Raw genomic sequence first — 22,587 nt, 5'->3', positions numbered from 1 at the left:
ACCCAGTTCTTGATCACGCCGTGGTAGTGGCCAAGGTGCAGGCTGCCGGTGGGGCGCATGCCGGAGAGAATGCGGTTGGCGAACATATGTGAATTCCGTTTCAGGTAATGAGCGCGACTGCGCCGGAAACGAATTTCCGGCGCGTCAGGATGGGGATGAACCAGGCCGCTTTAAATCAGGGCGCGCACCAGCCCGTACATCAGGCCATAGAACGGCCGCAAAATGGTGGACAGCAGGCCGGTGAAAATCAAGGCCAGCAACACCCACATGCCGTAGGGCTCCAGCCTGGAATATTTCCAGGCCATGCCCGGCGGCAGGAAGCTCTCCACGATGCGGCCGCCGTCCAATGGCAGAATGGGCAGCAGATTGAGCAGCATCAGCGAGATATTGATGCTGATGCCGGCCTGGCTCATCAGCGCCAGCGGCTCGCTATAGCTGGTATCCATGCCGATGGCCAGTTTGAACAGCAGCACCCACAGCAGCATCATCAGCAGATTGGAGGCCGGCCCGGCGGCGGCCACCAGCCGGCCATGCTCGCGCGGCTTGCGCAGCGCGCCGAAGTTGACCGGCACCGGCTTGGCCCAGCCAAAGATGAAGCCGCCCAGCGTCACCGACAACAAGGGCAGCAGCACGGTGCCGATTGGGTCGATGTGCTTGAGCGGGTTCAGTGTCATCCGCCCCATCATATAGGCGGTGCTGTCGCCGTAACGGCGCGCCGCGTAAGCGTGGGCGGCCTCGTGCAGGGTGATGGCGAACAGCACCGGCAGCGCGTAAATGGTGATTTTCTGAATCAGAAGATTAATGTCGCCCATGATGTCTCTTGTGGGTTGAAAACAGTGTAGTGAGGCAAAGGCGTGCTTACAGACCGAACGGCGCCGGATCTCCCTTGCCGCGGCGCAACAGCTCCACGCCCTCGGTCATGTCGATCACGGTGGTGGGATCGGTGCCACACCAGCCGCCGTCTATCACCGCGTCCACCGCGTGCTCCAGCCGCTCGCGGATTTCATACGGATCGGTCAACGGTTCCTCGTCGCCGGGCAGCATCAGGGTACAGGACAGAATCGGCTCGCCCAATTCTTCCAGCAAGGCCAGCGCCACTTTGTGGTCCGGCACCCGCAGCCCGATGGTGGAGCGCTTGGGATGCAGGGTGCGGCGCGGCACTTCGCGGGTGGCTTGCAGGATGAAGGTGTAGCTGCCGGGGGTGGCGGCTTTCAGCATGCGGAACTGGCTGTTGTCCACCTTGGCGTAGTTGGCCAGTTCGGACAGATTGTGGCAGACCAGGGTCAGGTGATGACGCAGGTCCAGCTGGCGGATGTCCAGGATGCGCTCCATCGCCGGCTTGTCGCCCAGCATGCAGCCCAGCGCGTAACAGGAGTCGGTGGGATAGACCACCACCCCGCCCTCGCGCAGGATCTTCACCGCTTCGCGCACCAGCCGCGCTTGCGGATTGTCCGGGTGGATCATGAAAAACTGTGCCATGTGAGGTCAGCCTTGTGCCAGGTCCGCGGGCCGGATGATGCGCGCGGCCAGCGCGTTCCAGATGGGTTTGCAGATCGGCGGCAGGTCGTCGGTGCGGCCGACGTCGCGGCCGCCCTCGCCCGGCGCGTGGAAATCGCTGCCGGCACTGGAGTACAGCTCGTGGCGGTCCGCCAATAGCGCGAACTTGTGCATATCGTCCAGGCTGTGGCTGCCGCTGGCCACTTCGATGCCGCGGCCGCCGGCCTGCTTGAAGTCGTTGATCAGCCGCTCGATCAGGGTGCGGCCCATATCGTAGCGGCCAGGATGGGCGATCACCGCCTCGCCGCCGCCGGCGCGGATCCAGCCCACCGCGTCTTCCAGGCTGGCCCATTCATGCGCCACGTAGCCGGGCTTGCCCGGGGTCAGGAATTTGCGGAACACGGTGCGCACGTCCTTGACCTGGCCGCTGTTGACCAGGAAGCGGGCGAAATGGGTGCGGCCTATCATTTCCGGGTTGTCGCACAAGGCCATCGCGCCGTCGAACGCGCCTTGAATGCCGGCCTTGACCAGTTCGTCCGACATCTGCCGCGCGCGGTTGACGCGGCCGTCGCGTATCGATTGCAGGCCGGCGGCCAGCGTCGGCTGTTCCGGGTCTATGCCCAGGCCAACGATGTGCACGGTGTGCTTGCCCCAGCTGACCGAGACTTCGACGCCGTTGAGGAAGGCCAGGCCCTGCCGCGCCGCCTCGGCCCGCGCCGCGGCCAAGCCGTGGGTGCAGTCGTGGTCGGTCAGCGCCACCAGGGTGGCTTCGCGCTCGGCGGCGCGCGCGATCACCTGCTCCGGCGGCAAGGCTCCGTCGGAGGCATGGGAATGAAAGTGCAGATCGATGCTGGCCATGCTCATTGTCCGTTTGCGGCGGCCTGGCGCGCGGCTTCGCGCAACTCCCAGGCGGCCAGTTTGGCGCGGTATTCCGTCATCAGCGCGTTATAGCTGTCCCAGATGCACGGGTCGCAGCCGCTGCCGCAGCAAGCGTCGTCCGGCGGGGGCTCGGGCGCTTCCGGCGGCGGGTCGAAGTCGTCGTCGTTCATGGCGCCACGACGCGGATGGCAAAGCCATCGCCGCTGACTTGCTGGCCCACGCGGATCTTGCAGGTTTTGCGCAGTTCCACCTGGCCGTCCACGCGCACATTGCCTTCGGCGATGAAATGCTTGGCGGCGCCGCCGGAATCGCAGACATTGCAGGCTTTCAGCAGGTCGCACAAGGCGATGTATTCGCCGCTCAATTCAAAGGTTTCGTTCATTTTTGCACACTCGATTGGGACAGGGCTGTGAGCGGGCTGTGGACAAGAGCCGCAGCGCCTTCATTTTTCACGCCTTTTTACTGTCGCTTATTTTTTAATCTACCGCCGACAACTATCCACGCCCTGGCAGGACAAGCTTGTGGGCCTGTTGTGGATAATTGCGACAATTTGCTGAATTTCCAGCGCTTTATTCTTGCCGCTCAAAATTTAGGCAACTCGCCCGGCCAGATGGCGGCCAGCGCCGTCCGCGCCTGCACCATCCGCTGCGCGTGCGCGCCATGCACCCGCGTCGCGTTCACGCCCGCGTCTTGCAGCGCCTGCCGGTAGAGGCCGAACAGCCAGTCGCGCTGGGTCGGGTGGCTGCGCAGCGGGTCCGGCTCCCAGGGGATGTCAGCCTCGGCCAGCAGGGTCAGCGCGTAATCGCCGGGCCGGTACAGCGCCAGCAAGCCGGGGCTGCAATGCCCGTGCGCCACTTCGCTCCAGATCTTGCAATTCAACGCCGTGGTGTCGCACAACAAGACTTGGACGCCGCCGGCCAATGACTGTTCCGCCGCCAACTGTCCGCGCGCCACCTCCTCGATGATCTCCGGCGTGGAGCGGTACGGCCGCGTGGCGAAATAATCGCGCGCGTATTCCGGCACCCAGGCGGCGGCAATGCCGGCCGCGTTCAACGCATCCGCCAGCGCGCGCGCCAGCGTGGTCTTGCCGCAGGACTCCGGCCCCACGATGGCGATCTTCAACGGCCGCGCCGCGCCTTCTGACATCCTGCTGCTCTCGAACATACGGAAAAGCGTTCAATTATACGCCGCTTGCCGCGCTATCAACAGCCGGACCGCTGTTCTCAACAAGCCAGGGGGACAGCCCTGTGCGCCAGCTGTGGACAATGACGCTAAGCCCTTGCCGTGAAATGGATTTGTTCGACCTGCTCAAAAAACAGGCAATTCATTGGATTACTCACATCCAGCGTGAAAAGCCGTGTGGGACAATTGTGGATAAGGCCGCCAAGTCCTTGTTCCGCCAAGCGCATTTTCGACCGCTTATTTTTTAGGCAAAACAGCGCGCCATTTCAGGATGACGGCATACAAAAACGCCCACCTCGGCCATGGCCGGCCGTGGCTGGCCGCCAGCGCCGCTTGCCCACACCCAAGGTGTAAAGCCATGTGGGCGAGCTGTGGACAAGCGCGGCAAGGCCCTGAAAAACCGGCACAAAAAAAGGCTGCTCAAAAAATGAGCAGCCTGGATAGTGAACGGCGTCTTAATGCGCGCTCATCTCGCCGCGCAAGGGCCGGGCCAATTGCGCCGCCAGCTGCGGGCCGCTGAGGCCGGCGGACAGCAGCACATGCAGCTTGGCCAGCGCCGCTTCCGGCGTCAGGTCCGCCCCGGCCACCGCGCCGGCGCGCGCCAGCGGCTGACTGGCGGCGTAAGCGCCCACTTCCACCGCGCCGCGCGGCGCCTGGGTGATGTTGAGCACCGCGCCGCCGCGCGCGGTCAAGGCCCGCACCCCCGCCAGCAGCGTCGGATCGGCCGGCGCGTTGCCGCTGCCGTAGCTCATCAGCACCGCCGCGTCCAACGCCGGGTCCGCCATCAGACGGCCGGCCAGCGCCGCGCCCTGGCCCGGGCTCAGGAACAGGCAGGCAATGCTCAGGTCTTCGCGCAGCGTCAGCGCCTGGAATTCGCCCTGCCCGCGCAGCCAGTCGGCCTGGTTCCAATGCGGGTGGATGGCGAAGCGGGCCAGCGGCTCGGCATTGGGCGCGCCAAAGCCGGCGAAATGCTCCACATCCAACTTGCGGGCGCGGCAGCCACGCAGCAGCAGGCGGTCGAAGGCGATGGCGACTTCGTGCAATGCCGGCTGGCAGGCCGCTTCCAGCGCGTCGGCGACATTGTTCCAGCCGTCGGAGCGCGGGTGCAGCAGCGGCAGTTGCGCGCCGGTCAGCACCACCGGTTTGGCCAGGCCGCGCAGCGCGAAGGCCAGTACGCCGGCGGTATAGGCCATGGTGTCGGTGCCGTGGATGACGACGAAGCCGTCGTAGTCGTGATAACGCTCGGCCAGCGCGGCGATGATGCGGTTCCAGTGGCGTGGCTCGATGGCGGAGGAGTCGATCAATTCCTCGAATTCGACCACGTCGAAATCCAGGCCGGGACGGCGGAAGCGCTCCAGCAGGCCGGGTAGCAGCCCAGGCGACGGCGCCAGGCCGTCCGGGGTTTCGGTCATGCCTATGGTGCCACCGGTGTACAACACTAAAACGCGGCTCATGCGATCTCCTGCGAAGGGCGAATGTCTGGGATGGCATGGTAGCGCAATTCTCCGCGCTCGCGGCGGCGACGGCGGCAGACCTGGCGCAAGGGACGAGGGGTGGAACGAATGCGCCGCGCCGCCGCGAAGCGGATTTCTGCAGTGGTTCGCGACGGCGCGGCGGGAGCAATGATCGCGGAATGCCGTCAGCGCAGCGCGTCGGAGATGGCGATGTTCACCGCCCGCTTGGCGGCGTCGATATGGTGGACGATGTCGCGCTGCAAGGAGCGCAGATAGGGATCGTCCTCGCGATGGCCGGCGTCCTGACGCGCCTTGTCCAGCAACAGCAGCGATTGGTGGAAGCGATCCTCCGGCCGCCAGCTGGCGTCCGGCGGCATGCGTTCGAACGGGTCTTTGCCGTCGTTGATCGCCGCGTCGCGCATCCGGCGCAGCGCCTGGTTGATTTCGTCGACGGCGTGGCGCTCGTCATTGCTCACCTGCGGCGAATCCGGCCGCGCCAGCAGGTCGCGCGCCATGCGCAAATCGCTCATCGCGTGCAGATAGTAGGGGTGTTGCTCCGGCTGCCAGTGGTGCTGTTCCCAGCTCCAGGGATCGCCGTCGCGCCAGGGGTCGGCGGCCTGGGCCGCCTGGCTGGCGGCGGCGCACAGGATCAAGGCGGCCAGCAGGCCGCGCGCGGTCGTGAATTGCATGATGTGCTCCTTTTGGCTTAGAACATGTTTGCGATCTGCTGCGCGTCGTGGGGCATCACACGGTGTGTACGGCTTCAAAATACTCATGTACCACGCGTACATTTCGCTTTCTCAGCCGTTTTCGCCTTGTCTCGCCTTGTCTCGCCTTAGCTCGCTCGATCGCAAACAGGCTCTTAGCGCAGCGCGTCGGCCACCGCTTGTTGAGTGGCGCGCTTCGCTTCGTCGATGTGGTGAACGATGCGGTGTTGCAAGTCCCGCACCCAGGGATCGTCCTCGGCGTGGCTGGCGTCGCGGCGCGCCGAATCCAGCAGCGACATCGCTTTGTGGAAGCGGTCGCTGGCGGACAGATTGGCGTCCGGCGGCTCGCCCTGCCACGGGTTCTTGCCGTCTTCGATCGCCGCGCGGCGCATTTCGTCGAGCGCGGCGTCGATTTCCGCCACCGCGCGGCGCTCATCGCTGGCCACCGGCTCGTAATCCGGCCGCGCCAGATAGGCGCGCGCCATGCGCAGATCGCTCATCGCGTGCAGATAATAGGGATGCTCGGTCGGGCGCCAGGCATGCGGCGCCGGCGGCGGGTTGCGGTAGACGATCTGGGTGCGCGGCGGCGTCACCACGCAGGCGCTGAGGCCCAGGCAAGCTAAGGCGATGGCCGCGGGCAGGAGGCGGCGGGTAAGGGATGGCATGTTTCCTCTCCAGTAAAAACGCCGTTTATGGCAACGGCTTGATCCATTCAGCATCGCCCGGCGCCGCCGCGCTGTCAGCAGCGATCTGGTGTCGGCATGTAAGCGTTTGTAGCCGGAAACCGGCAAAAAACCGTCAGTGATTAAGCAGGCGTGAAGCCGGCAGCCTGAATTGCAAACGGCGATGAAGAAGCCGCCAGTTTCATGCGCTGCGCACGCTGACGCGCACCGCGTCGTGGCGCCAGTATTCGTAATCGCAGTCCAGCGCGGCACCGGCGGCGTCGCGATTGACGCGGCGTATCAGCAACACCGGGCTGCCTTCGGCCAGCATCAGCGCCTGCGCCACGCGGCCCTGCGCCGCCGCCGGCAGGATGTCGAAGGCCGCCGCCGCGTATTCGATGCCGTAATGGCGGCGATACAGGCCGGTCAGCGATTGGCGCAGGTCCTGTTCCTGAATGCCGGGGAAGCGCTCCGGCCGCAGGAAGTGCTCGACATAGAGCGCCACTCTGCCGTCCAGGCTGCGCTGACGGCAGATTTTCCACAGCGCGCTCAAGGGCGGCACTTCCAGCGCCCGGCACAGCTCGGGCGAGGCCAGCACGGTTTCCACGCTCATGAGCCGGGTTTCCGCCGCCCGCTGCTGGGCATCGGCCATGCGCTGGAAATGGTTGCCGTACAGCGGCGCGTATTCCAGCCGCGGAAAGGCGACGAACCAGCCGCGTCTTTCCTCGCGGTAGACCCGCCCTTCGGCCTCCAACACGCCCAGCGCCTCTTTCAAGGTGATGCGGGTGGTGGCGAATAGATCGGCCAGCGCGCGCTCCGACGGCAGGCGGTCGCCCGGCCGCAGCAGGCCGCCGTCGATTTGCTGCAATAAGGCGGCGCGGATGCGCGCGGCCTGGGAAAGCGGTTTCGCTTCAAGCATCAGGACTAGTCCAGCAATCAGATCGATGCCGGCTTTTTAACAAGCGAAAATGACAAGGAAATGAACGCGCGCGCGCGCCGCAAACCGGGCCGGAACCGATTCGTCACTGTTGTGCAATCAAACTGCCATGTGTCGTAAACCGGAATGTCATCAAGGCGGCATACCATCAGCATCGCCTTTATTTGACCTAGTCCAAAGGGATGGATGCCATGAACAAACCGTTGCGCTGCGCCGTGCTGGGCGCGCTGGCCTTGCTGGCCAACACCGCTTTCGCCGACAACCTGAGCGCGCTGATCCAGGCCGCCAAGAAGGAAGGCGAGTTGAATGTGATCGCCCTGCCCCATGATTGGTGCGGCTACGGCGGCCTGATTGCCGGCTTCAAGGCCAAGTACGGCATCAAGGTGAACGAGCTGAATCCGGACGCCGGCTCCGCCGACGAACTGGAGGCGATCAAGGCCAACAAGAACAACAAGGGCCCGCAGGCGCCGGATGTGATCGACGTCGGCCTGTCCTTCGGCCCGCAGGCCAAGGCCGCCGGCCTGTTGCAGCCGTACAAGGTATCCAACTGGAAGAGTATTCCGGACAGCGTCAAGGACAAGGACGGTTATTGGTACGGCGATTACTACGGCGTGCTGGCCTTCGAGGTGAACAAGGATCTGGTCGCCAAGACGCCGACCGACTGGAGCGATCTACTGAAGCCGGAATACAAGAACGCGGTGGCGCTGGCCGGCGATCCGCGCGTCGCCAACCAGGCGATCCAGGGCGTGTTCGCCGCCGGCTTGTCCCAATCCAAGGGCAACGCGGCCAAGGCCGCCGACGCCGGCCTCAAGTTCTTCGCGCAATTGAACAAGAGCGGCAACTTCGTGCCGGTGATCGGCAAGGCCGCCTCGCTGGCCCAGGGCAGCACCCCCATCGTGATCCGCTGGGACTATAACGCGCTGGCCGACCGCGACACCCTGAAGGGCAACCCCAAGGTGGAAGTGGTGGTGCCCAAGAGCGGCGTGGTCGCCGGCGTCTACGCCCAGGGCATCAGCGCCTACGCGCCGCACCCCAACGCCGCCAAGCTGTGGCAGGAGTATCTTTTCTCCGACGAGGGCCAGTTGGGCTGGCTCAAGGGCTATTGCCACCCCACCCGCTTCAACGATCTGGCCGCGCGCAAGAAAGTCCCGCAGGACTTGATGAGCAAGATGCCGGACGCCAGCGCCTACAAGAAGGCCCTGTTCCCGACGCTGGAGCAGCAGGAAGCCTACAAGGCGGTGATCACCAAGCAGTGGGACAGCGTGGTGGGCAGCAACGTCAAGTAAGCCGTTTCGCCCTGATTGGCGCGCGGCGCTTCCGCCGCGCGCGGGCTCTCTTTGGAAACACGCCCTCATGTCCGCATCTTCCGATCCCCTCGCCGCCCGTTCCGGCCCGGCGTCGCCGCGCCGCGCCGGCGGCGGCTTCGTCTCGCTGTCCTGGCTGGGCGTGGCGCCGTTCTTTCTGTTCGCGCTGCTATTCCTGCTCCTGCCCACCGCCCGCTTGCTGTTGGGCGCTTTCCAGGACGCCGACGGCCATTTCACGCTGAACAATATCGCCCGGCTGTTCGAGCCGGCGATTCTCGACGCCTACAAGATCAGCCTGCAGATCAGCACCGCCTCGGCGCTGTTGGGCGCGGTCTTCGGCCTGTTGCTGGCCCTGGCCGCCATCCGCGGCCGCCTGCCCGGCTGGATACGGCCGACGCTGACCACCTTTTCCGGGGTGGCGTCCAATTTCGCCGGCGTGCCGCTGGCCTTCGCCTTCCTGGCCACGCTGGGACGCATGGGACTGGTGACGGTGCTGCTGCGCCGCTACCTGGATTTCGATCTCTACGCCGGCGGCTTCAGCGTGCTCAGCTTCAGCGGCCTGACGCTGACGTATCTGTACTTCCAGATTCCGCTGATGGTGCTGATCGTCAGCCCGGCCATAGACGGCCTCAAGACCGAATGGCGCGAGGCCTGCGACAGCCTGGGCGGCTCCGCCTTCGCCTACTGGAGCCGCGTCGCGCTGCCGGTGCTGTGGCCCAGCATCCTGGGCGCGGCGCTGCTGCTGTTCGCCAACGCCTTCGGCGCGGTGGCCACCGCTTACGCGCTGACCGGCAGTTCGCTCAACATCGTCACCATCCTGCTCTATGCGCAAATCCGCGGCGACGTGCTGCACGACCAGAACCTGGGCTATGCGCTGGCGCTGGGCATGATCGTGGTCACCGGCCTGTCCAACGCCGCCTATATCTGGCTGCGCGGCCGCGCGGAAAGGAGCCGCTCATGACACACCAACCTGCCCATCAGCCGCCGTCGCGGCTGGGCGCCTGGATCGCCGTCGCCGTGGGCGGCCTGTATTTCCTGCTGCCGCTGCTGGCTACCTTCGAGTTCAGCCTGAAGATGCTGCGCGAGGGCTATAGCTTCGCCGCCTACCAGGCGGTGCTGCAGGACCCCGGCTTTCAGCAGAGCTTCGCCTATTCGGTGCTGATGGCCTTGCTCACCATCGTCATCGGCATCCTGCTGGTGGCGCCCACCGCGTTCTGGATCCAGCTCAAGCTGCCGCGGCTGCGGCCGCTGGTGGAGTTCATCACCCTGCTGCCGCTGGTGATCCCGGCCATCGTCATCGTGTTCGGCTATCTGCGCCTGTTCGGCAGCGACGCCTGGCTGCCCTTGACCGGCAGCGAGCGCGGCACCGATCTCTTGCTGGTCTGCAGCTATGTGACGCTGGCGCTGCCCTATCTGTACCGTTCCATCGACGCCGGCCTGTCGGCCATCGACGTGCGTTCGCTGGCCGAGGCGGCGCAAAGCCTGGGCGGCGGCTGGCGGGTGATCCTGTTGCGGGTGATCTTCCCCAATATCAAGTCCGCGCTGCTGTCCGGAGCCTTCCTGACCTTCGCCATCGTCATCGGCGAATTCACCATGGCCAGCTTGCTGGCGCGGCCGGCCTTCGGACCGTATCTGCAATTGATCGGCGCCAACCGCGCTTATGAGCCGGCGGCGCTGGCCATCATCGCCTTTTTGATCACCTGGGCGGCCATGGGCCTGCTGCAGGTGGCCGGCCGCCATCGCCGCGCCTTGCGCGAGGCGGCCTCTCACTGAACTTGGGAACGCATTCATACATGGCTTATCTGGACATCCAACATCTGCACAAGCGCTACGGCCAGCACACGGTGGTGCACGACTTCAATATGCGCGTGGAAGCCGGCGAATTCGTCACTTTCCTGGGCCCGTCCGGCTGCGGCAAAACCACGGTGCTGCGCATGATCGCCGGCTTCGAGACGCCCAGCGGCGGCGTGATCCGCATGCAGGGCGAGGACATCACCGCCTGCGCGCCGCAGAAGCGCGGCATCGGCATGGTGTTTCAAAGCTATGCGCTGTTTCCCAATATGAACGCCGGCGAGAACATCGCCTTCGGCCTGAAAATGCAGAAGCGGCCGGCCGCCGACATCCGCCGCAAGGTGGCGGAGGCGCTGGCGCTGGTGGAGCTGTCCGGCAAGGAGGAGCACTATCCGCACCAGTTGTCCGGCGGTCAGCGCCAGCGGGTGGCGCTGGCGCGCGCGCTGGTGGTGGAGCCGCGCATCCTGCTGCTGGACGAGCCGCTGTCGGCGCTGGACGCGCGCATCCGCAAGAATCTGCGCGAGCAGATCCGCGACATCCAGCGCCGCCTGGGGCTGACCACCATTTTCGTGACCCATGACCAGGAAGAAGCGCTGACGCTGTCAGACCGCATCTTCGTGATGAACCAGGGCAAGGTGGAGCAGGAAGGCTGCGCCGAGACCATTTACACCCAGCCGGCCACCGAGTTCGTCGCCCGCTTCATGGGTAATTACAATCTGCTGTCGGCCAGCGAGAGCCGGACGCTGCTGGGCCTGGAAATCCAGGGCCACCTGGCGATCCGCCCCGAATCCATCCAGTTGCTGACCGAGGCCGACGTCGGCGATAGCCTGCCGGCGGTGGTGCGCCAGCGCCAGTTGCTGGGCAATATCATCCGTTACCAGGTGGAAAGCGCCGGCACCCTGTTGCAGGTGGACCGGCTCAACCACGGCCCGGCCGACGTGCTGGCCGATGGCGCGCCGGTGCGCTTGCGCATCCGCCGCGACGATATGCGCGAGGTGCGCTAAACGTCTGGAGGGCGGCGGAAATAGGCCATCTGCCGGCGCAGGCTGCCGGCCCGCTGCGACACTTCCTGCGCCGCGGCCGACAGTTGCTCGCTGGCGGCGGCATTGCCCTGGGACAGCTGGCTCAAGCCCTGCATGGTCTGATTGATGGTGCCGACGTGCTGGGCCTGGACGATGGCTTCCCTGGAGATGGCCGATACCTGCTCCCGGGTCAGTTCGCTGGATTCGACGATGGCGCCCAGGCTCTTGCCGGCGGCTTCCGCCAAGCGCACGCTGCCGGTGGCCACCTGGCCTATCTCCTTGGCCGCGGCCTGGCTGCGCATCGCCAGCTTACGCACTTCGTCGGCCACCACGGCGAAGCCCTTGCCCAGTTCGCCGGCGCGCGCCGCCTCGATGGCGGCGTTCAGCGCCAGCAGATTGGTCTGGTAGGCGATGTCGTCGATGATCTCGGTGCGCTGGGCGATCACATGCATCGCCGCTATGGTTTCGCCCACCACCCGCTTGCCCTCTTCCGCCTGACGCGCCGCCTCGCTGGCGATATCGCCGCTGCGGCCGGCGTCGCGCGCCATCGCGAACATCTGGCCGGCGATCTCGTCCACCGCGTGGCTGGTCTGCTCGATGTCGGACGAAGTGCGGCAGGCGCTGTCGGACAAGCCCTGTGAGGCACTATTCAACTGCAGCGCGGCATTGGCCACCGCGTCCGCGTCCTGCTGCACCTGCAGAATCACTCCGCTCAGCTTCCGCCCCATCTGGTGGATATGCGCGGCCAGGCTGCTGTCGTCGGCCGCGGCCAGCGGCAGGCGGAAGTCCAGTTGGCCGCCAGCCAGCTCGCGCATGCCCTGCGCCACTTCATCCGGCTCCGCCCCCAATGTTTTCAGGATATTGCGCGCCATCCACACCGCGGCGCCTATCGGTGCCAGCACGCCTATCAACACCGCGATCGCCAGCCAGCTTTGCCAGCGCGCCGCGTCCGCCTGCCGCGCCAGCGCCTGACGGATGCGGTCCAGCAACTGGCCCTGCACCCCGAACAAGGCGTCGATCCGCGCGCTGGCCAGCTGGAACCATTCCTCGCTGCCCAGGCTTTGCATCGCGCCGGGACCGCGCGCCAGCACGCCGTCGCGCGCGGTCTCGTATTGCGAGCTGGCGTTCAGCGCCCGAGCCAGCAGAGCCTCGTCTCCGCCGCTCTGCCGGTACAGGCCGCGGCACAAGGCTTCCTGCGACACCATGCCGCTGGCCAGGCGGAAATCGGTGAGATTGAAGTTGCCCACCACCAGCACGCCGCCGATCAAGCCGCGCGCGCGGCCGGTGTACTCCTTCTGGCAATGCAGCGCCGCCCATTGCTGCACCAGCGCGCGCACCTCGTCGCTCTGCGAATAAAACAGGGTGATCACCCGGGACAGGTTTTCGATGATGTCGGTGTAGCGATCGAAAGCCGGCAAGGGCGAAACATGCCGCGTATCCACCTCGCGCCGCAGGCTGGCCAGCGCGGCCGAGGCAGGCAGTTGCTGATCCAGGAAGCCGGCCAGCTTGGCGGAGATATCCTCGCCCCGCTGCCGGCGCAGCCGCGCCAGCGCCTCGTCCGCCCGCTGCCGCTGTTGCTGCAAGCCCGGCGGCGGCGGCTGATGCGCGCTCAGGAAGCGGTTGCTCAAGCCGCGCTCAATCTGCAAGGCCTGGATCAGTTCGCCCACGCTCTGCACGCTGCCCGCCAGCGCCTCGTCGCGCTGCAGCGCGCGCGCCAGCTGCCATTGCTCATGGGCCTGCCATAGCGCGCCGCCCAGCAACAGCAACACCAGCGGTGCGATCAACAAGGCCAGTTTGTGCGCCAGCTTCAGACGTACGCGCATCGGAACTCCTGTTCGCGTGCATGGACGAAGACTCCGCCTTGAAAGCGGAGGGCTGTTCGAGGAATCGGTTCTATGCCTCGCGCGAGCTCGCGAGATCGCAAACACGTTCTAACTATAGGTGGCCGGGCAAGGCAAGCCCAAAGGCATTAAGACCCGCTAACCAAACCCCAGCGGTTCTCGTGTCTCGCTCTTGCTCGCTAGATCGTAAACACGTTCTAAGCCCCCGCGCGCGCCAGACAATTTTGATAGCGGCCATCCACGCGCCGGGCGAACCACTCCGTGGTCAGCCGACGAGTGAACTTGGGGCTGACCAACACGATCTGCGGCATGATCTCGCGCGGCGCCTTGGCGCCGGCCAGCGCGAAGACTTTCTGGTACAGCGCGGTCTGGGCGAAACCGGACAGTTTCTCCAGGCGCAGGTCGCGCAGCATTTCGTCCGCGCTCATGCCTAGCCGGCCGGACAAGGCCTGCAGCGCTTTCTGGGTTTCGCTGGCCTCGCCGGACAAGGCCCGGTTCATCTTGTCGCTGTACAGCATGATGTCGCCGTCCAGCGCCAGCTTGCGGCCGCTGAGACGAGCCACCGCCTGCTGGAAGGCGGCGTTGCGGCTGGCGTAGCGGCCGGCGTTGTAATCGGCGAAGCGGTAGACCATCTGGCTGTAAGGCGCCGGGTATTGCAGCAGGATGGCGCTGCCGAAGTACACGCTGCCGCGCCGGGTGAACACTTCGTCGCGCAGGCTGCCGGCGTAGCGATAAGGATAGGGCCAGGCGCGGACATGGGTTTCCGCGAACGCCACGCTGACCTGCATCGGCCCGCCATCGCGGATCGGGTTCTTGTGTTCGAAAATGGTCTGACCGAACGGCAGCTCGCGCACCATGTCCTCGAACAGCGCGTTCATTTCGCGCTTGGTGCGCAGCGCGTCCACCCGCTGCTTATAGCTGCGGCCGTCCGGGGATTTCTTCTGCATCGCGGCGTCCACCACGAAGCCGGGAATCAGGTATTTCTGCCGCCGCTGCTCGATCTCGCCCCAGACGATCTTGGACAGATTGGGCACCACCGGGTCCGGGCTGAAGCCGGACTCCTGCTCGGCCACCGCCAGCACCGCGCAGAAGTATTGCGGCGTATAGGGAATCTTCAGATGGCTGAACGCGCCGATGATGTCGGCGTTCCAGCCCTTGCGGTCCGGAATGCCTGCTGGCAGCAGGCGGTTGAGCAGTTCGCCGCCCTGCGCGTCCGTGAGCGCCGGACGGCTGGCCGGCTTGCCAATGGGCGGAGGCGGCGTGACAGCCGGCGCCGGCGTCGCCAGCGGCGCGCTGGCTTCGGGCGTCATTGTCGGAACTGGCGCGGGAAGTTCGGAAACGGGCGCCGAAACCGGCGCGGGAGCGGTCGCGGCGCAGCCGGTCAACACCAGCGTTGCCAGGACCAGGGAAAGGGAGGACTTCACGCCGGCTCCTTGCGATGGGGCGATAAAACCGCAAGTGTAGCGCAAAGCCCGCCGCGTCTCGCGGCGGGCTCGTGCTGAGCGAGCGCTCGGGCCGGATTAGCCGGCGCGCAGGCTGGCCACCATGATCCAGCCGATCAGGGCCGGCGCCATCGCCATGCAGAAGCCGCGCATCAGCCGCATGCGGCGGCCGGCGCCGTCGCCGGCCAGCTCGCGACGCACCACCGGCCACGCCTTCCAGCCCACAAACAGAGCCAGCAGCAGTTCACCCAGCGGCATCAGCAGCTTGGAGGTCAGGTAGTCCAGCAGATCGAAAAAGCCCATGCCGAACAACTGGTACTCGCTCCACACGCCCAGGGACAGGGACGCCGGAATGCCCAGCAAGAAGATTCCCAGCGTCATCACCCAGGCCGCCTGGCCACGCTTGAGGCCGAATTCGTCGATCGCGAAGCTGGTCACCACTTCCAGCAGGGACACCGAGGAAGTCAGCGCCGCCAGCAACAGCAGGCAGAAGAACATCACCGCGAACAGCTGGCCCAGCGGCAGATGGGCGAACACCGCCGGCATGGTGATGAAGGTCAGGCCGGGACCGGCGGACGGATCGAAACCGAAGGCGAACACCGCCGGCAGCACCATCAGACCGGCGAGGAAGCACGTCGCCACCGTCAGCAGGATCACCCACAGCGCCGACCCCAGCAGATTGGATTCCTTGCTCACGTAGGAGCCGTAGGTGATCATGATGCCCAGGCCCAGCGACAGCGAGAAGAAGGCCAGGCCCAGCGCGTCCACCAGCATGGCGGCGCTGACCTTGGAGAAGTCCGGCGCGACGAAGTATTTGACGCCTTCCCACGCGCCCGGCAGCGTCAGGCCGCGGGCGATCAGCACCAGCATCAGCACGAACAAGGCCGGCATCAGGAATTTCGACAGGTTCTCAATGCCCTTTTGCACGCCACCGGCCACCACCCACAGGGTCAGCAGCGCGAAACCGGCGTGATAGGCGATGGGCTGCAGCGGGTCGCTGATGAAGCCGCTGAAAATGCCGCCCAGCGCCTTGGCGTCGGAGGTCATGATGCTGCCGCCCAGCGCCTTGCCGATATAGGCTATGGTCCAGCCGCCCACCACGCTGTAAAACGCCAGGATCAGGAAACACACCAGCACGCTCATATAGCCGATGACGGGCCAGACGCCGCCGGCCAGCTGCCGGAACGCGCCCACCGCGCCGGCCTTGGAGGCCCGGCCCAGCGCCATCTCGGACAACATCAGGGCCAGGCCCAGCGTCAGGCAGATGCCCAGGTAGATGAACAGGAAAGCGCCGCCGCCATTGGTGGCCGCGACATAGGGAAACTTCCAGATCGCGCCCAGTCCGATGGCCGAACCGGCTGCCGCGAGAATGAAACCGAGGCGTGAGCCCCATTGTGATCTAGCCATAATACTGTCTGCTTCTTTGTCCGAATCATTGTTATTGAATCGCCGGAATCAAGGCGCGCGCGAGCGCGGCCGCAACAACGGCAAAGGTGCTGTGGTGCGCCGGAAGGGGCGCGGCTCGTGCCAGGCCAGATCATGAAGCCCGGAAACGAACGGAAGGGACCCGGCAAGCCGGGCGAGGGAGAGAAAACCGCCGAGTAGGCAGCGCCGCGACCGCGTCAGGGGTGGCGACGGGCAGCGGTTCTCGCTAGTGTATTTTGAATACAAACTCGAATTTACCACGAATGATGTCGATTTTCAGCGAACGCTGGCAATTAATTGTGGCTTGGCGCGGCAACATCGCCATTTAGCGGCCAAAACTACCGTCCAGCGGTTTGAGCATGAAATATCACCACTCCGGGAATACACTTAGAGCGTGTTCACATCGCGCGCCCCAGGGCGGGGCAAACGCAGCGGCAGCCGTGGAATGCGCCGGGAAGCCCATGAGCATTCTGAAGGGGCGTGCGCCGTGCCGGGCCTCGCGACGCGCAAGGGATGGTGAGCAAGTTCTCAGAGCAGCGGCCCCACTCTTCCGCGCGCAGCCTTCCGCGCCCGGAGCGAACTCGCCGGCCTCAGCCACTTACGAGGTGCCATATGGCGATCTTGCAAGCCTTTCAGTCCTTGATCGATACCGTGCAGGGCGGCCTGATCCTCGCCCTGCCCGCCGATGGCCAGATCGTCAGCGCCAACCAACTGGCGGCCATCTTGCTGGCCACGCCCCATGGCGACCTGATCGGCCAATCGTTTTCCCGCTTTCTGCCCAACCCCGCCGACCATGAACTGCTGGCCCGCGAGCTGCGCCACAGCAGCATGATCTACAACCGCGCGCTGACCTTGCAGGCCAATGGCGGACGCCATTTTGAAGTACAGCTGTCGCTACGCGAGGTGGAGCTGGACGGCACGCGCTTGCTGGTTTACAGCTTCAGCGACCGCACCGAAACCAAGGTCATGAGCCAGCTGCTGGACTTTGAGCGCAATCTGGTGGAACGCTCGATCAGCCTGATGAAGAACCTGCGCGAGGAAGACAAGCCCGCCGACGACGACAAGCTGACCGGAGTGGCCGGCATGCATCGCCTGCTGTCAGCCGCCCATGCGGAAACCGGGCGCGCGCGGCGCTATGGCGGCGCCGTCTCCGGCCTGATCCTATCTCTGATGAATATGCCGGAACGGGTGCCGGAACTGGACGAGGGCTCGGTGCACCGCCATCTGCTGCGCCTGGCTGGCAGCCTGTGCCTGCAGAGCACTCGTGACAGCGACCTGGTGGCCAAACGCGAGGACGACGCCTTCATCATTCTCTTGCCCAGCACCGGCATGAGCGGCGCCAACGAGCTGGCGCGCCGGCTGATCAAGGCGCTGCGCCAGTTGACCTTCGTCTACCAGGGCGAGGAACGCACCGCCGCCGCCTGCGTCGGGCTCAGCGCGCTGCGCGGCAGCGAAAGCACGCCCAAGCCGATGCTGGACCGGCTGGATGAGGCCTTGCACAAAGCGCGTGAGGGCGGCCCCAATTTCATCGTCAAGCAGCCGTAAACGCCGACACGGTTCTTATTGTCGTTGACAATCTTCATGCAGAAGATATAACTGCTCGGCATGACAGCAACGCCCCCCTCTTCCGCATCCCGACTAAATACCTTTGTCGCCCCTGTTCCCGACGCCAAACTGATGCGGCGCCTGGTCCCGATCAACCGCTGGCTGAATCTGCACGGCCTGCCCCTGCTACGCGACCTGCCGGGCTTGCGCCGGCTGCCCGGGTTGGCCGGGCTGTGCGATATCCGCGATATCCAGATTCCCGACGCCGATCAGACGCGGCTGCGCGCCAGCCTGCAAGCCGGGCAAGCTTGCTTCCTCGCACCCAATCACCCGGAATTCTTCACCGACTGGATGATAGACAAGGAGCTGTCCGCCCGTTTTGCGCCGCGGCTGGCCTGCTGGGCCACCCACGACATCGTCAACGGCATGGGCGCGGCCATGCAGCGCTTCTGGCTGCGCAACAACCTGATCGCGCAAATCCCCGGCTCCGGCGGCGCTGCCGCCAAGCAGCACTCGGTGGCCTGGGCGCTGCAAGGACACGGCGTGCTGCTGCATCCGGAAGGTGCGGTGAACTGGCACGCCGACCGTATCGCCCCGCTCTACCAGGGCGTGGCCGAACTGGCGCTGGACGCCTACTCCAGCCTGGATGAGCAAGCCGCCACCCAGCGCGTGCTGGTGCAGCCCTTGCTATGGAAGTTGCGCTTCATCCGTGACGAGAGCGCCGCCATCGGCAAGGAACTGGCCTGGACCGCCAAGCGGCTGCGGTTGCCGCTGGACCGCGCTCAAGCACTGCCTCAACAATTACAGCAAATATTGGCGGCCTTGCTGGCCCGCGAAGCCGAGGCCGCCGGCATCCTGCTGCCGGAAGCGCCTTATTTCACCCGCCGCCGCCAGTTCCTGGCCACACTGGCGCAACAGCTGGACCAGCTGACGCCGGATTCGGCGCTGTCCTTGCCCGCGCCTCGCCGCTGGCAGCGCGCCGCCCGCGAGAGCGAGGACCGCGAACGCAAGCAACAGCTGAAGCAAGGGCTGGCGGCCTGGGAGCGGCTGAACCGCGTCGATGAAACCGCCTACAATCAGCCGCTGCTGGCGCAGGAACATATCGCCGAATGCGTGAAGCGCATTCGCCAGGACTATTGCCGCGGCACGCTGCGCGACACCCTCAACGCCTATTGCCCACGTCCGCCCGGCCCGCGCAGCCTACAATTACGCGTGCCCGAAGCCATCGATGTCGGCCGCTGGCTGAGCGAGCATCCCGGAGCCGATGCCCAGGCACTGACACAGCACCTGCGCCAGTTGATGCAGCGGGACTTGGACCTGCTGCTGCAACAACTGCACCAGACCCGGCCTTATTGGACATTGCCCAATCCGCTCTATCAGGCAGAGCTTTCCGATGCTTGAATGACAAAACCGGCGCGGCATCATATCGATGCCGCGCCGGTTTCCGCCGAACTGCCGCTAACTCAGCAGCTCACTTCCGCGTTCTTGCGCGCATAGAACCACCAGCACAGCGCAATGCAGCTGATATAGAACACGATGAAGCACAGCAGCGCCGGTTCCGCGCCGCCTGTCGCCTTCATCGAAGCGCCAAAGCTCTGCGGGATGAAATAACCGCCGTATGCGCCGATGGCGCTGATGAAACCGCCGGCCGCCGCCGACTCCTTGACCCCATCTACTTCGGCCTGCTTGCGAGCCTCCTCGCCGCGGCCGGCAACCGCGCGCAGCCGTCCCAACGTGAAGATGGTTGGAATCATCCGGTAGGTCGAACCATTGCCGACGCCGGCCATGGTGAACAGCAGCAGGAACATCGCGAAGAAGCCGGCGAAGCTGCCGCCGCTCAACTGACCGGCCGCATCATGCGCCGGCAGGAAATGCAGGATGCCCAGCACCGCCAGCGCCATCACCACGAATACCCACATCGTCACTTTCGCGCCGCCGAGCTTGTCGGAAATCATGCCACCAACCGGCCGCACCAAGGCGCCAAGCAAGGGGCCGATAAAAGCGAACTTGGCCACCGGCACTTCAGGGAACTGGGTTTTGGTCAGCAAGGCGAAAGCGCCGGCAAAGCCGATGAAGCTGCCGAAGGTGCCGATATACAACCAGCACATCAGCCAATTGTGCTTGCGACGGAAAATGACCGCCTGCTCGGTGAACGAGGCCTTGGCATCGGCCAGATCATTCATGCCGAACCAAGCCGCCAGCGTCGCCAGCGCGATGAAGGGCACCCACACAAAGCCGGCATTCTGCAGCCACAGGCTTTTTTCCACCCCTTCCTTCACATAATGCTGCGCATCGCCGCCCAGAGCGCCGAACATGCCGCCGGTCACCACCAGCGGAATCACGAACTGCGCCAGCGACACCCCCAGATTACCAAAGCCGGCGTTCAGGCCATTGGCGGCGCCTTTCTGCGCCTTGGGGAAGAAGTAAGCGATATTGGCCATGGAACTGGCGAAATTGCCACTGCCCAGACCGCACAGCAAGGCGATGGCCAGCATCACCGGATAAGGCGTGCTCGAATCCTGCACCGCGAAGCCCAGCCACAGCGCCGGTATCAGCAAGGAAGCGGTGGACAGCGTGGTCCACTTGCGGCCGCCGACGATGGACGGCATGAAGGAATAGAAAATGCGCAAGGTGGCGCCGGACAAGGCCGGCAGCGCCGTCAGCAGGAAGAGCTGATCCTTGGTGTAATTGAAGCCTGCATTCGGCAGGTTCAAGGTGACCACGCTCCACAACACGGAAATCACGAACGCCAGCGTCAGGCATGGAATCGAGATCCATAAATTGCGGCGGGCAATGCTTTGCCCTTCCTTCTGCCAGAATTCGGCATTCTCCGGTTCCCACCGGTTGATCAGATAAGACATGACGGACTCCTCCCCGCCAACCCGGGTCATGACCGGACCGGCGCTATTTGACAAACTGGCGGCGCCGACAGCCAGCATCGACGCCGAAAAACCAAACGCTCAAGGCTTGACCGCGGCCAGATGCAAGCGCTGCTCGGCCAAAGGCTTGAATGAGTAATGCATCCATACCAGGCTGACGCAGACCGTGCCGTAAAGCAGCATGAAGCAGCTGGAACGCACCCCGGTGAGATCCACCAGCGCGCCGAACAGAATCGGCAACACGAAACCGGCCAGGCCGCCGGCCAGGCCCACCACGCCGGAAACCGCGCCGATATTGTCGGAAAAATCATTGGCGATGAACTTGAACACCGATGCCTTGCCCACCGCCATCGCCACGCCGGCAACGAACAACACCACGGTGAACAGCACGGAATCCAGGCCGATATGCAAGCTCCAGGGGCCCTTCACCGTCGCCACCACCATTTCGGTTTGCGGATAGGACAGAATGAAAAAGCATACCCACAGCACCCACATCACCCACCAAGTAGTGCGATAGGCGCCGAAACGGTCGGACATCCAGCCGCCGATCGCGCGCAAGACGCCGCCAGGCAAAGAGAAACAGGCGGCCAGAAAAGCGGCGCTCTTCATATCGAAACCGTATTCGCCGACGAAATACTTGGTCAGCCACAGCGACAGGCCGACATAACCGCCAAACACCACCGAGTAATACTGCGAATAACGCCAGACCCGCGGATCGCGCAGCACTTGCAATTGCTCGGCAAAACGCTGCCCGCCGCCGCTGAGATGCGCCGGATTGTGATAGCTGCAGAACCAGAACAACAACGCCGCCGCCAGCATGATCCCGGCGTAAACCTGGGGCACCAGGGTCCAGCCACCGAGCGCAATCAGCGCCGGCGCCACGAACTTGTTGACCGCCGCGCCGGAGTTGCCGGCGCCGAACACCCCCATCGCCATGCCCTGATGGCGCGCGTCGAACCAGCGCGCGACATAAGGCGTGCCCACCGAGAAACTGCCGCCGGCCAAGCCGATGAACAGGCCGATCAACAGGAAGTGCCAGAAATGGGTGGCGTACTCCATCAGATAAATCGGCAACACCGTGCTCAGCATCAGACAGAACAGCACAATGCGGCCACCATAACGGTCGGTCCAGATACCCAACGGCACCCGTACCAGCGAGCCGGACAATACCGGCATCGCCACCAGAATGCCGAACTCGGTCTCATTCAGCCCCAACTGCTGCTTCACCGGAATGCCCACCACGCCCATCATCATCCAGGCCATGAAACAGACGGTGAAAGCAAAGGTACTGACCGCCAACACCGAGTACTGCTGATATCTTGTGCTTGTCATTTCGCCTCCGCAGCGGCCAGCTATCGGCCAGTCCAACTCCATACTCACACCATACTGGCTAGCGAACGGAAAACCCATTCCCCAAACGCGGGCAATGGCAAGAGAAAACGACCTAATGGAAATAGTTCTTTTGGGTGGTATTCAGCGCCACATAAAGTTGGCTTTGCGCCAATGCGAGTTACAGCGCCGGCGACATTGGCTAAGATAGGGCCCATTGCCAACAAGGGACCGTCGCCATGAATGCCGCCAAGAAAATCCGCCGTTTCATCGAAGAAGGACACGACCCGCAGCAAATGCAGGTGCTGAAAGAATTGGCCACCGCGCTGGAAATGGGCCGCTCGTTCGATCTGAGCCTGCTCTACGATATCGACATGCGCTATTTCGACGTCGCCATCGACCTGCTCAAGGACTGGCGCTTCGACCATCACATCGCCTCGCGCAGCAAGCTGCTGGAGCAATTGCTGACCGAGATCGCTCCGGAACGGCAAGTGCTCGTGACGGCAAGCAAGGAAGAGAGCACGGACAGCCCCAAAGCCGCCAAGGCCAAGAAATAAGACATCCATGCCGGATACGACAAGGGCGCTGCTTGCAGCGCCCTTGTGCTTTTTGAAGACCTGCTATTTTCGCAACAGAAATGCATAAAGCCCAGCTCGATTGAGCTGGGCTTTGCAATGGGGCGTCTGGCGGT

General features: G+C 64.7%; 23 protein-coding genes. 7 read left to right on the top strand and 16 right to left on the bottom strand.

Annotation, left to right across the window (positions count from 1 at the left end; genetic code table 11):
• From ACE3QM_RS20845 to ACE3QM_RS20795, 11 genes are all read right to left on the bottom strand, one after another.
• Window positions 1-86, bottom strand: an 86-nt coding sequence (locus ACE3QM_RS20845; RefSeq protein WP_374424560.1) for a hypothetical protein, incomplete at its 3' end; no start/stop codon positions are given.
• A gap of 84 nt (window positions 87-170) precedes the next feature.
• Window positions 171-812 carry a site-2 protease family protein gene (locus tag ACE3QM_RS20840; RefSeq protein WP_231463170.1) on the bottom strand — a complete coding sequence of 214 codons (642 nt, stop codon included), beginning with the start codon at window positions 810-812 and terminating at the stop codon, window positions 171-173.
• Window positions 813-858: 46 nt separating this feature from the next.
• Complete coding sequence (locus ACE3QM_RS20835) at window positions 859-1,479, bottom strand: L-threonylcarbamoyladenylate synthase (protein ID WP_048410477.1); 621 nt, start codon at window positions 1,477-1,479, stop codon at window positions 859-861.
• Window positions 1,480-1,485: 6 nt separating this feature from the next.
• Entirely contained in the window at window positions 1,486-2,355 is an 870-nt protein-coding gene (locus ACE3QM_RS20830; protein WP_231463171.1) for a 3',5'-nucleoside bisphosphate phosphatase, read from the bottom strand.
• Between the two features lie 2 nt (window positions 2,356-2,357).
• Window positions 2,358-2,546, bottom strand: a complete 189-nt coding sequence (locus tag ACE3QM_RS20825) for an oxidoreductase-like domain-containing protein (RefSeq protein WP_019101808.1) — start codon at window positions 2,544-2,546, stop codon at window positions 2,358-2,360.
• Entirely contained in the window at window positions 2,543-2,758 is a 216-nt protein-coding gene (locus ACE3QM_RS20820; RefSeq protein ID WP_231463173.1) for an RNA-binding S4 domain-containing protein, read from the bottom strand. Before ACE3QM_RS20820 ends, ACE3QM_RS20825 begins: the two co-directional genes overlap by 4 nt.
• Window positions 2,759-2,958: 200 nt before the next feature.
• Window positions 2,959-3,522, bottom strand: a complete 564-nt coding sequence (locus ACE3QM_RS20815) for an AAA family ATPase (protein WP_374424556.1) — start codon at window positions 3,520-3,522, stop codon at window positions 2,959-2,961.
• A 491-nt stretch (window positions 3,523-4,013) separates the two neighbouring features.
• Complete coding sequence (locus ACE3QM_RS20810; protein WP_374424554.1) at window positions 4,014-5,012, bottom strand: asparaginase; 999 nt, start codon at window positions 5,010-5,012, stop codon at window positions 4,014-4,016.
• Window positions 5,013-5,197: 185 nt separating this feature from the next.
• Window positions 5,198-5,701, bottom strand: a complete 504-nt coding sequence (locus ACE3QM_RS20805) for a hypothetical protein (RefSeq protein WP_374424552.1) — start codon at window positions 5,699-5,701, stop codon at window positions 5,198-5,200.
• A 173-nt stretch (window positions 5,702-5,874) separates the two neighbouring features.
• Window positions 5,875-6,384, bottom strand: coding sequence for a hypothetical protein (locus ACE3QM_RS20800; protein ID WP_374424550.1), 510 nt, complete (start codon window positions 6,382-6,384; stop codon window positions 5,875-5,877).
• A gap of 199 nt (window positions 6,385-6,583) precedes the next feature.
• Window positions 6,584-7,300 (bottom strand): UTRA domain-containing protein, encoded by a 717-nt coding sequence (locus ACE3QM_RS20795; RefSeq protein ID WP_374424548.1) that lies wholly within the window; start codon window positions 7,298-7,300, stop codon window positions 6,584-6,586.
• Window positions 7,301-7,509: 209 nt separating this feature from the next.
• Here ACE3QM_RS20795 and ACE3QM_RS20790 point away from each other — a divergent pair, with 209 nt between their 5' ends.
• The 4 genes from ACE3QM_RS20790 to ACE3QM_RS20775 all read left to right on the top strand — a co-directional run bounded on the left by ACE3QM_RS20790 (window position 7,510) and on the right by ACE3QM_RS20775 (window position 11,417).
• Window positions 7,510-8,604, top strand: a complete 1,095-nt coding sequence (locus ACE3QM_RS20790) for an ABC transporter substrate-binding protein (RefSeq protein ID WP_374424546.1) — start codon at window positions 7,510-7,512, stop codon at window positions 8,602-8,604.
• 67 nt (window positions 8,605-8,671) lie between these two features.
• Window positions 8,672-9,583 carry an ABC transporter permease gene (locus ACE3QM_RS20785; RefSeq protein WP_374424544.1) on the top strand — a complete coding sequence of 304 codons (912 nt, stop codon included), beginning with the start codon at window positions 8,672-8,674 and terminating at the stop codon, window positions 9,581-9,583.
• Window positions 9,580-10,395, top strand: a complete 816-nt coding sequence (locus tag ACE3QM_RS20780; protein ID WP_374424542.1) for an ABC transporter permease — start codon at window positions 9,580-9,582, stop codon at window positions 10,393-10,395. The genes ACE3QM_RS20785 and ACE3QM_RS20780 overlap by 4 nt, the downstream gene beginning before the upstream one ends.
• Window positions 10,396-10,415: 20 nt before the next feature.
• A complete protein-coding gene (locus ACE3QM_RS20775) occupies window positions 10,416-11,417 on the top strand; it encodes an ABC transporter ATP-binding protein (RefSeq protein WP_374424540.1) in 1,002 nt (333 codons plus the stop codon).
• Here the strand turns inward: ACE3QM_RS20775 and ACE3QM_RS20770 are convergent.
• The 3 genes from ACE3QM_RS20770 to ACE3QM_RS20760 all read right to left on the bottom strand — a co-directional run bounded on the left by ACE3QM_RS20770 (window position 11,414) and on the right by ACE3QM_RS20760 (window position 16,125).
• The gene (locus tag ACE3QM_RS20770; RefSeq protein ID WP_374424538.1) at window positions 11,414-13,258 is read right to left on the bottom strand and encodes a methyl-accepting chemotaxis protein; all 1,845 of its coding nucleotides are present in this window, start codon (window positions 13,256-13,258) and stop codon (window positions 11,414-11,416) included. The two genes, ACE3QM_RS20775 and ACE3QM_RS20770, sit on opposite strands and share 4 nt — an antisense overlap.
• 215 nt (window positions 13,259-13,473) lie before the next feature.
• Window positions 13,474-14,586, bottom strand: a complete 1,113-nt coding sequence (locus ACE3QM_RS20765; protein WP_374424535.1) for a DUF1615 domain-containing protein — start codon at window positions 14,584-14,586, stop codon at window positions 13,474-13,476.
• Between the two features lie 210 nt (window positions 14,587-14,796).
• Entirely contained in the window at window positions 14,797-16,125 is a 1,329-nt protein-coding gene (locus tag ACE3QM_RS20760) for a sodium-dependent transporter (protein ID WP_374424533.1), read from the bottom strand.
• Window positions 16,126-16,755: 630 nt separating this feature from the next.
• Here ACE3QM_RS20760 and ACE3QM_RS20755 point away from each other — a divergent pair.
• Together ACE3QM_RS20755 and ACE3QM_RS20750 are read left to right on the top strand one after the other, a co-directional pair.
• Window positions 16,756-17,688 (top strand): diguanylate cyclase domain-containing protein, encoded by a 933-nt coding sequence (locus tag ACE3QM_RS20755; RefSeq protein ID WP_374424531.1) that lies wholly within the window; start codon window positions 16,756-16,758, stop codon window positions 17,686-17,688.
• A gap of 132 nt (window positions 17,689-17,820) precedes the next feature.
• Window positions 17,821-19,089: a hypothetical protein gene (locus tag ACE3QM_RS20750; protein ID WP_374424528.1), complete on the top strand. Its 1,269-nt coding sequence runs from the start codon at window positions 17,821-17,823 to the stop codon at window positions 19,087-19,089.
• A gap of 62 nt (window positions 19,090-19,151) precedes the next feature.
• Here ACE3QM_RS20750 and ACE3QM_RS20745 read toward each other — a convergent pair whose 3' ends face one another.
• Window positions 19,152-20,549: a NarK family nitrate/nitrite MFS transporter gene (locus ACE3QM_RS20745; RefSeq protein ID WP_082151083.1), complete on the bottom strand. Its 1,398-nt coding sequence runs from the start codon at window positions 20,547-20,549 to the stop codon at window positions 19,152-19,154.
• 99 nt (window positions 20,550-20,648) lie between these two features.
• Complete coding sequence (locus tag ACE3QM_RS20740; protein ID WP_374424526.1) at window positions 20,649-21,899, bottom strand: nitrate/nitrite transporter; 1,251 nt, start codon at window positions 21,897-21,899, stop codon at window positions 20,649-20,651.
• A gap of 236 nt (window positions 21,900-22,135) precedes the next feature.
• On the opposite strand from ACE3QM_RS20740, the gene ACE3QM_RS20735 reads away from it, so the two are divergent.
• Entirely contained in the window at window positions 22,136-22,453 is a 318-nt protein-coding gene (locus tag ACE3QM_RS20735) for a hypothetical protein (RefSeq protein ID WP_231463199.1), read from the top strand.
• Window positions 22,454-22,587 lie beyond the last annotated feature (134 nt).

It is taken from the genome of Chromobacterium sp. (genome assembly GCF_041912965.1).
GTDB classification, from domain to species: Bacteria; Pseudomonadota; Gammaproteobacteria; order Burkholderiales; family Chromobacteriaceae; genus Chromobacterium; species Chromobacterium aquaticum.
This window is presented reverse-complemented; position numbering and strand designations above follow the sequence as displayed.